This is a genomic window from Pseudomonas sp. IC_126, from assembly GCF_004331835.1.
In the GTDB taxonomy this organism is placed as follows: domain Bacteria; phylum Pseudomonadota; class Gammaproteobacteria; order Pseudomonadales; family Pseudomonadaceae; genus Stutzerimonas.
Window position 1 is genome coordinate 505,660 of record NZ_SJSS01000001.1, and the last position, 12,164, is coordinate 517,823.

Consider the following 12,164-nt stretch of genomic DNA (forward strand, 5'->3'; position numbering starts at 1 on the left):
GAGAGGGAGCGGACCGAGTGGCTGCTAGGGCTGTTGTAGGCTGCGGTCACTTTGTTGCGTCATAAAGAATCCGACCATGACCACCGATGCCCAACCAGATTCAATCAGATAGTTACGGACGGGTATCGGCAAAAGTCTCGTCGAGAAAACGCTGCATGTCCTTCCAGGAGCGCTCATCGGCGGCCTTGTTGTACGCCACGTCGACACCTTTTTCCTGAAACTTGTCGGCTCCGGGGTTGGTGAAGCCGTGTTTGGCGCCGGGCAGGTTGACGAAGCGGTAGTCGGCGCCGGCTTTGACCATTTCTGCATTCAGTGCTGCTACGTCATCGACACTGACCATGCTGTCTTCGCTGCCGTGCTCGACCAGTACGCGAGCTTTGACGCTGCCTGGGACGGCACGGGTTTGCGTGGCCAGCGCGCCGTGGAAGCTGACGACGCCAGCGAGCGGTGCGCCCTGGCGTGCCATGTCCAGCACTACCTTGCCACCAAAGCAGTAGCCGACCGCGGCGAGATTGGCGGCGTCGGTTTGCTGTTGGTGCTTGAGCAGGTCCAGGCCGGCGTTGAAGCGGCCCTTGGCGGCGTCGGCATCGGCCAAGGCGGCCTGCATGAAACTCATGGCGTCCTTGGGATGCTCGGTGTTCTTGCCTTCGCCGTACATGTCGATCGCCAGCGCGCTGTAGCCTAGCTCGGCCAAATCTCGAGCGCGGCTTTTGGCGTAGTCGTTGAGGCCCCACCATTCATGCACCACCACGACGCCCGGGCGCTTGCCTTCAATGGCGTCGTCATAAGCGTAATAGCCGATCATCTCGGTGCCGTCGGCGGCGGTATAGGGAATTTCCTGAGTCTGGATTTCGGCTTGAGCGAAGGCGCTGGCGGCCATCAGCGCGCCGAGCAGGCAATAGCGCATGAGAGAACTCCTTGTTATGGCAACGTCGATTGATAGCCGTCGTTCGACTCGCCTGCAACCCGGTCGTTCAGGTGTAGCGAAGGGCGTTAGATGTGGAGGAACAGAGCCGGCGCGACCCTGAGGGCCGCGCCGGATCGTGTTTACCAGCCCGGCACGCCGTGCATGTCCGGCAGCCGGTGGGCGATGCCCTTGTGGCAATCGATACAGGTGGCTTCGCCGTTGGCCAGGGCAGTGGAGTGGAACTGCGATGCGCGGGCGGACTGCCGTGTAAAGTCCATGTAGTCGAAATCGTGGCAGTTACGGCACTCCAGCGAGTCATTCGCTTTCAGACGACGCCATTCGCGTTCGGCCATTTCACGGCGCATGCCGAGAAATTTCTCCCGGGTGTTGATGGTGCCGAAGATCTTGCCCCAGACCTCCTTGGACGCCTGCATCTTGCGTGCGATCTTGTCCGTCCATTCATGGGGAACGTGGCAGTCCGGGCAGGTGGCGCGCACGCCCGAGCGGTTGGTGTAGTGAATAGTGTCCTTGATCTCCATGTACACGTTGTCTTCCATTTCGTGGCAGGAGATGCAGAACGCCTCGGTGTTGGTCACTTCCAGCGCGGTGTTGAATCCGCCCCAGAAGATGATGCCGGCGATGAACCCGCCAAGCGTCAGCGCGCCCAGGCTGTAATGCACGCTCGGGCGGCGCAGGACTGTCCAGTATTTCTTGAGAAACGACAGTATCGACTTCATCCAGGCGTCCTCACTGTTCGTTCTGTTGGTTTTCGCGATAGAGCAACTCGTCGATGTTCTCGAAGTCGTTCTGCACCAGCGGTTTCACATCGTGCTGCACCACATGGCACTGGGTGCAGAAATAGCGGCGAGGGGCGACGGTGCCTAACGTCTGGCTGTCGCGATCCGTGAAATGCGTGATGCTGATCATCGGCGCCTGAGTGCGTGCGCTGTTGGCGCGGCTGTGGCATGACAGGCATTTGTTGCTGTTGACGTCGACCTGGTAGCCACGAATCGTGTGCGGAATGGTCGGCGGCTGCTCGGGGTAGTTGCGCTCGCGCTTGAGGTCCTTGTTTTCCTCGTCCTTGAGTGGCGGCGGGGTGAATTCCTGGGTGATGGTGCCGCCTGGGCGCCGGCCGTCCGGCGCGGGGGCGTCCAGTGGGTAGTTCGGCTCGGCGGCGATGGCCAGGCCAAACACCGTGAGGAGCGTCAAAGGCAGTAAGCGAAATTTCATGGCGACTCTCCTCAGGCGATGCTGACCACTTCGATTTTCACGGCGCATTTCTTGTAGTCGGTTTGCTTGGAGATCGGGTCGGTTGCGTCGAGGGTGACCTTGTTGATCAGCTTGTTGGCGTCGAAGAACGGCACGAAGATCAGACCTTTCGGTGGCTTGTTGCGTCCACGGGTTTCGATACGTCCCTGCATCTCGCCGCGACGGCTGATGACCTTGACCACGCTGCCACGACGCGCCTTGAGGTCGCGTGCGTCATCGGGATGCATGTACACCAATGCATCGGGAACCGCCTGGTGCAGTTCGTCGACGCGCTGAGTCATGCTGCCGGTGTGCCAGTGCTCCAGCACGCGGCCGGTGCTGAGCCAGAATGGATAATCCTCGTCAGGTATCTCCGCCGGGACCTCGTAGGGCAGGGCGAAGATGATCGCCTTCTTGTCTGGATAGCCATAGAATTGCACCCCGGTGCCTTTTTCGACGTAGGGGTCGTAGCCTTCCCGGTAACGCCAGCGGGTTTCTTCGCCGTTTACCACGGGCCAGCGCAGGCCCCGCTCTTGGTGATAGCGATCGAAGTCCGCCAGGTCATGGGCATGGCCGCGGCCGAACTCGGCGTATTCTTCGAACAGGCCCTTTTGTACGTAGAAGCCGTACTCCTCCGACTCCTTGTTGCGGTAGCCCTCTTCGATATCCGAAGTGGGGAAGCGATCGACCTTGCCGTTTTTGAACAGCACGTCGAAAAGCGTCTTGCCTTTTAAGTCCGGCGCCTTGGCGAGCAGATCGGCCGGCCATACCTCATCGGTGGTGAAGCGTTTGGAAAACTCCATCAGCTGCCACAGATCCGAGCGTGCTTCGCCCGGCGCGTTGACCAGCTGGTGCCAGAAATGAGTGCGGCGTTCGGCGTTGCCATAGGCACCTTCCTTTTCCACCCACATGGCCGCCGGCAGGATGAGATCGGCCGCCTGGGCCGATACCGTCGGGTAGACATCGGAAACAACGATGAAGGTTTCCGGGTTGCGCCAGCCGGGCAGCGTTTCCTGCATCAGATTCGGGCCGGCCTGCATGTTGTTGGAGGCCTGGGTCCAATAGACCTTGAGGCCGCCGTCCTTTAGTTCACGGCTTTGCTGCACGGCATGGAAGCCGGGTTTCTCCTGGATGGTGCCCTCTGGCAGTTTCCAGATTTTTTCGGTGGTGGCGCGGTGCTTCGGATTGGTGACCACCATGTCCGCAGGCAGGCGATGGGAGAAGGTCCCCACCTCCCGCGCGGTGCCGCACGCCGAGGGCTGGCCGGTGAGCGAGAAGGGGCTGTTACCCGGCTCGCTGATCTTTCCGGTGAGCAGGTGGATGTTGTAGATCATGTTGTTCGCCCACACGCCGCGGGTGTGCTGGTTGAAACCCATGGTCCAGAACGACATCACCTTGGTCTTGGGATCGGCATAAAGTTCGGCCAATGCCTTCAGACGCTCGGCAGCAACGCCCGATTCGTGGGCGGCGTGTTCGAGGGTGTAGGGTTTGAGGAACTCGGCGTAGTCCTCGAAGCTGATATCGGTCCAGCTGGCTGCCACTGCGGCATTTTCGGCCTTCAGCTCACGGGGATCAGTGGGGCGCAGGCCGTAGCCAATGTTGGTCGCACCCTTGGCGAACCGGGTGTGGTTCTTGATGAAGTCCTGATTGACCGCGCCGCTCTGGATGATGTGGTTGGCGATGTAGTTGAGGATCACCAGATCGGTCTGCGGATTGAACACCATCGGGATGTCGGCCAGATCGAAGCTGCGGTGCTCGAAGGTCGACATCACCGCGACCTTGACGTGCGGCGCGCTGAGCCGGCGGTCAGTGACTCGGGTCCAGAGCACCGGGTGCATCTCGGCCATGTTCGAGCCCCAGAGCACGAAGGCATCGGCCGCTTCGATGTCGTCATAGCAGCCCATGGGCTCGTCCATGCCGAAGGTCCGCATGAAGCCTACCGCCGCTGACGCCATGCAGTGACGGGCGTTGGGGTCGAGGTTGTTGGAACGAAAGCCCGCTTTCATCAGCTTGTTGGCCGCGTAGCCTTCCCACACGGTCCACTGGCCGGAGCCGAACATGCCGATCGAACTCGGGCCGCTCTCCCTGAGCGCCGCCTTGTACTTCTCCTCCATGACGTCGAAGGCCTGTTCCCAGCTGACCGGCTGGAATTCGCCCTGCTTGTCGTACTGGCCATCTTTCATGCGTAGTAACGGCTGCGTCAGACGGTCGGAGCCATACATGATCTTGGACAGAAAGTAGCCCTTGACGCAGTTGATGCCGCGATTGACTTCGGCCTTCACGTCGCCATGGGTGGCCACGACACGATCCCCGGCAGTGGCGACCATCACACCGCAACCGGTGCCGCAGAAGCGGCAGGGCGCCTTGTTCCATTGAAGGTTGGTGACCTCCGGATTGGTGATCAGATTGCTGGCGCTGGTGGCGATCGGCAGTCCCGCCACGCTGGCCGCTATGGCCGCAGCATTGGCCTTGGCAAATTGACGTCGTGTGAGGCTCATTCAGGCTCTCCTTCGGGTGAGAGGAGTTCGTGGTAAATCAGGGCGGCATTGAGAACGCCGGGTATTTGTTGGATATGGCTGATCGTGTCGAGGATCCGGCTTTCATGTTCGGCTTCGAGGACCACGACCAGTTTCCCCGCTGCACTCTCTTGATGCAGTTCGGTTCCGGGCAATAACACCAGGTTTCTTTTCACGGCTTCCAGCAGCTCGGCGCGGCAATGCACGAGCAAACTGGCGATATGCAGGGCGTTATTCATTGTTTTAGGTAAGGCTCCGCCTACATTGAAACTGCAAGCTAAAAGAGGACTGTTAAGGTCAGGTTAGTGCCGGTGGTCAACTCGGCGGGCCGGGTGGTCCGAAGACGACCAGCTGGCTTATCCAGACGATGAAGCCGTACCCAGCGACGATCACGACGCTTAGCAGGGGGAACAGGAAGACCAGCAGAAATACGAACAGTCGTGTTTCGTCCGGCTTGCTTATAAGGGCGGGATCGGTGTCGTGCGGCACTGCGTTCACCTTTTTCTTCGACTGTGTATGGAGTCTAGGAAGCGCCAATGGCTTATTCAAAGTCGCCCGTCGATAAACGACAGGCTAATAAGCGCTAATCACAGTTGTTTTGACCTAGCTCAACAATAAGGTTCGGTACGCGGAATGCGTTGCATCATCCGAGCGATATACGGCCGAAACTCAAAGTCTTGTTTCGTTGCGACTGCGACGAAACAAGTTTGTTGATATATGACCGCTTGTGCCTTTATCTGGCCAGGGTGTGGCTGCGTGGCATCTGTATGGCTGTGTGGTAGGCTGCGCCGCTTTTTTCTGCTCGTTCCGTCGGTAACGGATGTAGGAATAAACGCATGCTTCCTGACTCGCTCGCTCATGATCATCTCAAGCGCGGGACCGCTGCTTATCGCCGCGCCACGCTGGCATTGTTCTGCGCCGGTTTCGCCACCTTCGCCATGCTTTATTGCGTGCAGCCTTTATTACCGCTGTTGGCGTCGCAGTTCTCCGTATCAGCTGCCGTCAGCAGCCTGGCGTTGTCGTTGACGACCTTGACACTGGCGCTCTCCCTGTTGATCTCCGGAAGCCTGGCTGAAAGCTGGGGTCGCAAGCCGGTCATGGCGCTGGCACTGGCTTTGGCTTGCCTGCTTGGCCTCGCCTGCGTAGCGGTGGAATCCTGGACGCTGCTGCTCGTGCTGCGAGCGTTGCTGGGGCTGGCGCTCAGCGGATTGCCGGCCTTGGCGATGGCTTACGTCGGTGAGGAATTCGATCCCGAGTCGCTGCCCGCCGCGATGGGCTTGTACATCGGCGGGACCGCTCTAGGCGGCCTGCTGGGCAGATTGCTGTCGGGGCTGTTGAGCGACATCGGCGGTTGGCCATTGGCGCTGGGCGGGATAGCAGGATTAGGGCTGCTGGCACTGGGGCTGTTCATCTGGCTATTGCCGGCCTCGCGACATTTCAAGCCCCAGCCGTTATCGCTGCGTGCACTTCTGGACAACTTCGCTCGGCATCTGGGCAACCCGATTCTGCGCAACCTGTTTCTGCAGGCGTTTTTGCTGATGGGCGGCTTCGTCGCGCTGTTCAACTACATCGGCTTCCGTCTGGCAGGGGCGCCGTTCGGCCTATCTTCGACGGTGATCGGCCTGCTATTCATTGTCTATCTAGCGGGAATCTTCAGTGCGGGTTGGGCAGGGCGACTGGTGCCGCGGTTGGGGGCCAAGACGGTCCTTCAATGCGGCGTCGGGCTGATGTTGCTGGGTGTCGGCTTGTGCGCAACGCCCTGGCTGGTCGCGATCATCGTCGGGCTGGCGCTGTTCACGCTCGGTTTTTTTGCCGCACATGCTGTAGCCAGCGGCCAGGTTGGCGTGCACGCCAAGGGTGCCAAGGCGCAGGCATCGGCGCTGTATCTATGCGCCTATTATTTGGGCTCAAGCGTGGTGGGCTATGCGGCCGGTTACGTCTGGGAGCACGCCGGCTGGCTACCGCTGATGGCGGTACTCGCTGCGCTATTCGTGTTGGCCGCCTGGCGTGCCGGGCGGCTGTAGACGGTCACTCGACCCGTTGCTCGCCGCTGAATACCAGTGTGGCACGGCAGCTGCGACAGAAATAACGACGGCCTTTGCGGACCAGCGAATGGCGCTGCGGCGTGAACGGAAAATCCTGATCGGGACAGGCGCAGCGATAGATATAGCGGTTGACCTGGCGGCGGCTGACCTCATAACTGTGGCAGCGATCAGGGGTCAGTTCGTACACCCCGCGCATGATCAATTGCCACTCTTCGCCATGCGGGCGGATACGACCACCAAACATCTGATGGGCGACCAAATGCGCGACTTCATGGGCCACGGTCTGCTTGAGGAAGTGATCGCGATTTTCCCGGTACAGCTGCGGATTGAAGCGCAACAGGTTGCTATCGAGGTGCGCAACGCCGGCCTTTTGCCCGCGCAGTCTGAAGCTGACCTGCGGACGCGCGAAGCGTTTGTTGAAGAAGGCCTCGGCCTGCTGATAACAGGCCTCGACGCGGGCATGAAGCTGTTCGGGCATAGGGGCCTCCGAAGAAGCCCGGAATTATGCCGCAATGAGGCAGGGTGACAAACCGTTCAGAGACCGCCGGGCTCCTCCTGCGGGCGGCTCTCTTGGGTGCCAAAGCTCTGGTTCTGGTCCACGGTGCGCTCGTAGTTCGGCTCGAGCGAGAGCGTCCAGAACAGAATCATGCCGACCAGCACCGTCACCAGTACCAGTAACGCGACGCCCCAGATCGTGCTGGCGTATAGAAAGCTCTGCGAGCTGCGCTGGCGCATGAAAGCGGGCAGGCCGGTGAACAGCAAGTACGTGGAGTAGATCCCGGCGATCAGCAGTACGATCGCGGCGAACCAGCGGTTCGGGTAAAGCCCGGACACTCCAGCCAACAGAAAGGGTGTGATCACGTAGGCGATGAAGCCGATGCACTGGTTCAGGCTTGGCCGTACTTCAAAGGCCCGCGCCATCCAGTGCACTAAGAAGCCCATGATGACGGTGCCGACGACAATGGTGACGTACAGCAGCAGGCATAGCTGGAACGCACTGCCGAAGTCGAGCCTCACCCGTTCCGCATCCACCAGGCTCCAGCCGACGAGGGTGACCCCAATGAATAGGCACACGCTTGGAATCAGGGAAAGCAGGAGCAAGTGCATCAGATAATGCAGACCGTGCGCATCTTCCTTCTGGCGAATGGCTTCCCAGGCACGATCCGGCCGGGTGAATAAGCTGATGAATTCTGGGGTCATGGAGCCTCCTGATACCGTGCTTGAGCCGCTGTCGTAGATATAGACGTCACAGCGGCGCAGGGATTCAGCAGGCTTTGGCTTCAATCTGTCGCGTCTGGATGGTTTGGGCACGCAAAAGCTTCAAGCCCCGCAGTGCGGGGCTTGAAGCTCGGCTCATCAGCGTATGTAAATCGGCCCGACGCCCATGCCCCACATGATCACCGAGAGCGCGATGATCGCCACCAGCACGACCAGCCCAACGGCCAATACTGAGCTGGAGAACAGGAAGCCTTCGTCAGACGGGATATTCATGAACGTCGGCAAGCCGACATAAAGCAGGTAAGTCGTGTAGCAGATTGCTGCCGTGCCGACGATCATCCCCAACCATATGTGAGGGTAGAGCGCGGCCAGGCCACCAACGAACAGAGGCGTTGCGGTGTAGGCGGCGAACACGATGCATTGCACCAGGCTCGGGCTGGCATCGTAGGTGCGTGACATCCAGTGAATGAAGCCGCCCATCACCGCAACGCCCGCGAGCATTGCCAGGTAGGACAGAAGGGTAAGCTGAAATGCACTGCTTTCGGTGAGTCTTACGGCGTCCCCACCGCCAATGCTCCAACCGAACTGAGTGGTACCGATGAAAGCGGAAATGGCTGGTATCGCCGCCAGAACCAACACTTCTCCGAGATGCAAATGTCCGACTTCGCGTTCTTCTCCGGTGATCTCCTGCCATTCCTGACCTGGGTGAGCGAATAATCCCCAAACGTGATTGATCATGCCAGCGTCTCCTCGGTTTTGGAGGGTCGCTTCGCCTGGCGTGCCGTCAGTTGGACGGGCGTGCGACCTTAAGTCGCAGTATAGGAATTTGACGGTACGGCGCACCCGGCTGGTTAGAGCGTTTAGAAGCTATGGCCTTAGCGGTAATAGCGTTGCAGTATTTCCATTGCCAGATTGATTGACTGGATGCGCTTGGTGCTGCCTCCACGATCCGGATGATGGATGCTCACCAACTGGCGGTAGCGCCGCTTGATTGCATGCAGCGTCAGCGAGGCGCCTTCCTGATCCAGCTCGAACAACTCGAGCGCCGCCTGCTTCTGCTCTGGATCCCAAGCTTCGCTCCGCTCATCGAGGTGGTCGCCGCGCATCCGCGACCAGAAACTCGCCAGCAGGCGTTCCACTTCTCCCTCGTCCGTGTCGCGCAGGTTGGTCATGTCCAGGTAGTACTCGCGCAGCGGGTCGTTCTCGACGACACCGGCGCCCCCTGGCATGTAAGGCTGAAGCTGGACACACAACGGTGAAATCTGAAGATTGTGGCGGTTCTCGCCCCAAAGCTGGTCGCGCAGACGGTACAGCGCGTTGAAAACGAGGAAATGCGTACGGAACAGCACCAGCTTGTCGAGTAGCGGCAGGTTGGGGATATGCGTGCTGTGACGGGCCTTTAGCTGTTGGATCAGCTGGTATTCGCTGCAGCCCTCCGGCTGTTCGCATAGCAGCACGAAAATCTGCTCGGCCAGGTCCATCTCGGATTCGAAGTCGTCGGTCATGCAGGTAAGCCTAGCAGCCAGCGGTGCGAATCGTTGGATGGATGGGGTGGGGCGCGCCGCACTTTGCGCGTAAAATGCGCGCCTTTTCGCATTCCACCGGACTCCTCACATGGGCAACCTTTCGGTCAACCAGAACAAACTGCAAAAACGCCTGCGCCGTCTCGCCGGCGAGGCCGTTACCGATTTCAACATGATCGAGGATGGCGACAAGGTCATGGTCTGCCTGTCCGGCGGCAAGGACAGCTACACCATGCTCGACGTGCTGTTGTACCTGCAGAAAGTCGCGCCGATCCGCTTCGAAATCGTCGCGGTGAACATGGACCAGAAGCAACCGGGCTTTCCCGAGCACGTGCTGCCCGAGTACCTGAAGTCCATCGGCGTGGATTATCACATCGTCGAGAAGGACACCTACTCGGTGGTCAAGGAGAAAATCCCGGAAGGCAAGACCACCTGCTCGCTGTGCTCGCGCCTGCGCCGCGGCACGCTCTACACTTTCGCCGACGAAATTGGCGCCACCAAGATGGCGCTCGGTCATCATCGCGACGACATCCTGGAAACCTTTTTCCTCAACATGTTCTACGGCGGCACGCTCAAAGCCATGCCACCCAAGCTGCTCTCCGATGATGGCCGCAACGTGGTGATTCGCCCGCTGGCTTATTGCAGCGAGGCCGATATCGAAGCCTACTCGCAGATGAAGGAATTCCCGATCATCCCGTGCAACCTCTGCGGCTCGCAGGAAAACCTGCAACGCCAGGTGGTCAAGGAAATGCTGCAAGATTGGGAGCGCAAGTCGCCGGGCCGCGTCGAGATCATGTTCCGCGCCTTGCAGAACGTGGTGCCGTCGCAACTGGCCGACCGCAACCTGTTCGACTTCACCAGCCTGCGCATCGACGACAGCGCGACGCCACGCTTTCTCGACGTGATGAGTCTATAGGGCGGAGCGGTTTCGCAGGGTGAGCCGGGCAGCGCCCCGCTTCAGTTTCGTAGGGTGGGCTTCAGCCCACGGGGCGTTTCATGACCCTGGTGGTGGCTTGAGGCCCATTGCGGCATTCGAATGGTGGGCTGAAGCCCACCCTACCGGTGTAAGCGTCAGCTACGAGCTTGCAGTTATGTAGGGTGGGCCGGGCGGCGCTCCGCTTCCGCCCACCAAAGCGCAGGAGAGCTGAAAAGGAAGCCACCCAACGAGCTTGCGGCAAGCAGCTCGCAGCAGTAAGGTAGACGCCATTCAGGAGTTTGATATGTCCCTCAGCCTCGCTTCCATTTCCCTCGTAAATGCCGGTGCCGCACGCGCCGAGCAGCTGCGTGGCCAAGCGTTCGCGGCTGATGGTTATTACTTTGGGTATTGGTTTAGCCACAGGCGCGCCTGATACCCCACAGGCGCCCTAGCAAAGCAGGGTCGCCACCAGACAGTTTTCGAACCCCCGGTCGGCCTCCCGATCGGGGGTTTTGTTTTTTTCGGCCCGGAAAGGCCACACGCATCGAGGACCGCACCATGTACAGCTACCGCAACGATTACCGTACCTACCGCTATGACTGGCGATTTAGCCGCTTCACCGCCGCCGCTCCGACACCCATAGACCGAACACTTCGCTAGCGCCGACGCGGCATAGAAGCCGCGCCGGCCAAAGGACCGCCAGATCATGAATGCACCGCTTTCCGCTCAGCTCGCCAGCTCCAACCCTGCCTCCAGCCCAGCCAGACGCAGCGCTCATCCACTGCCCAGCCCCGCCGTACTGCGTCAGCGCCTGCCGCTCAGTGCAGCGCTCGCCGAACGTATCCATACCGACCGCAACGCCATTCGCGCCGTGCTCGATGGCAGCGACCCGCGCCTGCTCGTCGTGGTTGGACCTTGCTCGTTGCACGACGCCGAATCTGCTCGTGAATACGCCGAACGCCTCGCTGGCCTGGCGGCTCAGGTCGATGACCAGTTGCTGTTGGTGATGCGTGCCTACGTCGAGAAGCCGCGAACCACCGTCGGCTGGAAAGGCTTGGTCTACGACCCTCATCTCGATGGCAGCGGCGACATGGCTGAAGGCCTGCGTCTGTCGCGGCGCCTGATGTTGGACATCATCGAGACTGGCCTGCCGATCGCTACCGAGCTGCTGCAGCCGCTGGCCGCAGGGTACTTCGACGATCTGCTTGGCTGGGCGGCCATCGGTGCACGTACCAGCGAATCGCAGATTCATCGCGAGCTGGTGAGTGGGCTCGATCTGCCGGTGGGCTTCAAGAACGGCACCGACGGCAGCCTGGGCATCGCCTGTGATGCCATGCGCTCGGCCGCCCATGCGCATCAGCATTTCGGTATCGATGATCTCGGGCATCCGGCGCTGCTACAGACCAGCGGGAATCCCGACACCCATCTGGTGTTGCGCGGCGGACACGCTGGCCCGAACTACGACGAAAAGAGTGTCGCCGTAGCTTGTGAAACGCTGCAGCGCCAGGGCATAGCGCCGCGAATCATGGTCGATTGCAGTCATGCCAACAGTGGCAAGGATCCGCTGCGCCAGCCGGCGGTGCTGGATGCGGTTATCGACCAGCGTCTGGCTGGCGAGGCGAGCCTGCGTGGCGTGATGCTCGAAAGCCATCTGTTTGATGGCTGCCAGCCGTTGTCCAGCGAGCTGCGCTATGGCGTTTCGATCACCGATGGCTGTCTGGGCTGGACGGAAACCGAGCGGCTACTGCGCGAGGCTGCCGAGCGACTACGGAGTTGATGATGGATTACGCC

The 12,164-nt window shown here is 60.4% G+C and carries 13 protein-coding genes; 3 read left to right on the top strand and 10 right to left on the bottom strand.

Annotated elements, in window-relative coordinates; all coding sequences use genetic code 11:
• Positions 1-112 precede the first annotated feature (112 nt).
• The 6 genes from E0D86_RS02335 to E0D86_RS02360 form a co-directional block, all read right to left on the bottom strand.
• Positions 113-907, bottom strand: a complete 795-nt coding sequence (locus E0D86_RS02335; protein ID WP_131648360.1) for a dienelactone hydrolase family protein — start codon at positions 905-907, stop codon at positions 113-115.
• Positions 908-1,047: 140 nt separating this feature from the next.
• The gene (locus E0D86_RS02340; protein ID WP_131648361.1) at positions 1,048-1,644 is read right to left on the bottom strand and encodes a cytochrome c3 family protein; all 597 of its coding nucleotides are present in this window, start codon (positions 1,642-1,644) and stop codon (positions 1,048-1,050) included.
• Positions 1,645-1,654: 10 nt separating this feature from the next.
• Entirely contained in the window at positions 1,655-2,137 is a 483-nt protein-coding gene (locus E0D86_RS02345; protein ID WP_131648362.1) for a nitrate reductase cytochrome c-type subunit, read from the bottom strand.
• An 11-nt stretch (positions 2,138-2,148) separates the two neighbouring features.
• Positions 2,149-4,653, bottom strand: a complete 2,505-nt coding sequence (napA, locus tag E0D86_RS02350) for a nitrate reductase catalytic subunit NapA (RefSeq protein WP_131648363.1) — start codon at positions 4,651-4,653, stop codon at positions 2,149-2,151.
• A complete protein-coding gene (locus tag E0D86_RS02355) occupies positions 4,650-4,910 on the bottom strand; it encodes a chaperone NapD (protein WP_131648364.1) in 261 nt (86 codons plus the stop codon). Before E0D86_RS02355 ends, napA begins: the two co-directional genes overlap by 4 nt.
• Positions 4,911-4,986: 76 nt before the next feature.
• On the bottom strand, positions 4,987-5,169 hold the full coding sequence (locus tag E0D86_RS02360) for a nitrate reductase (protein ID WP_371924023.1): 183 nt from the start codon (positions 5,167-5,169) through the stop codon (positions 4,987-4,989).
• Positions 5,170-5,507: 338 nt separating this feature from the next.
• Here E0D86_RS02360 and E0D86_RS02365 point away from each other — a divergent pair, with 338 nt between their 5' ends.
• A complete protein-coding gene (locus tag E0D86_RS02365; RefSeq protein ID WP_131648366.1) occupies positions 5,508-6,695 on the top strand; it encodes an MFS transporter in 1,188 nt (395 codons plus the stop codon).
• A 4-nt stretch (positions 6,696-6,699) separates the two neighbouring features.
• Here the strand turns inward: E0D86_RS02365 and E0D86_RS02370 are convergent, their stop codons facing one another.
• The 4 genes from E0D86_RS02370 to E0D86_RS02385 all read right to left on the bottom strand — a co-directional run bounded on the left by E0D86_RS02370 (position 6,700) and on the right by E0D86_RS02385 (position 9,439).
• Entirely contained in the window at positions 6,700-7,194 is a 495-nt protein-coding gene (locus E0D86_RS02370; RefSeq protein ID WP_131648367.1) for a SprT family zinc-dependent metalloprotease, read from the bottom strand.
• 56 nt (positions 7,195-7,250) lie between these two features.
• Complete coding sequence (locus tag E0D86_RS02375) at positions 7,251-7,916, bottom strand: Yip1 family protein (protein ID WP_131648368.1); 666 nt, start codon at positions 7,914-7,916, stop codon at positions 7,251-7,253.
• Positions 7,917-8,072: 156 nt separating this feature from the next.
• Positions 8,073-8,672: a Yip1 family protein gene (locus E0D86_RS02380; protein WP_131648369.1), complete on the bottom strand. Its 600-nt coding sequence runs from the start codon at positions 8,670-8,672 to the stop codon at positions 8,073-8,075.
• 137 nt (positions 8,673-8,809) lie between these two features.
• Positions 8,810-9,439: a DNA-J related domain-containing protein gene (locus E0D86_RS02385; RefSeq protein WP_131648370.1), complete on the bottom strand. Its 630-nt coding sequence runs from the start codon at positions 9,437-9,439 to the stop codon at positions 8,810-8,812.
• Positions 9,440-9,548: 109 nt separating this feature from the next.
• Between E0D86_RS02385 and ttcA the strand changes: the two genes are divergently transcribed.
• Both ttcA and E0D86_RS02395 read left to right on the top strand, forming a co-directional pair.
• Positions 9,549-10,373, top strand: coding sequence for a tRNA 2-thiocytidine(32) synthetase TtcA (ttcA, locus tag E0D86_RS02390; RefSeq protein ID WP_131648371.1), 825 nt, complete (start codon positions 9,549-9,551; stop codon positions 10,371-10,373).
• Between the two features lie 706 nt (positions 10,374-11,079).
• The gene (locus tag E0D86_RS02395) at positions 11,080-12,150 is read left to right on the top strand and encodes a 3-deoxy-7-phosphoheptulonate synthase (RefSeq protein ID WP_131648372.1); all 1,071 of its coding nucleotides are present in this window, start codon (positions 11,080-11,082) and stop codon (positions 12,148-12,150) included.
• Positions 12,151-12,164: the final 14 nt, after the last annotated feature.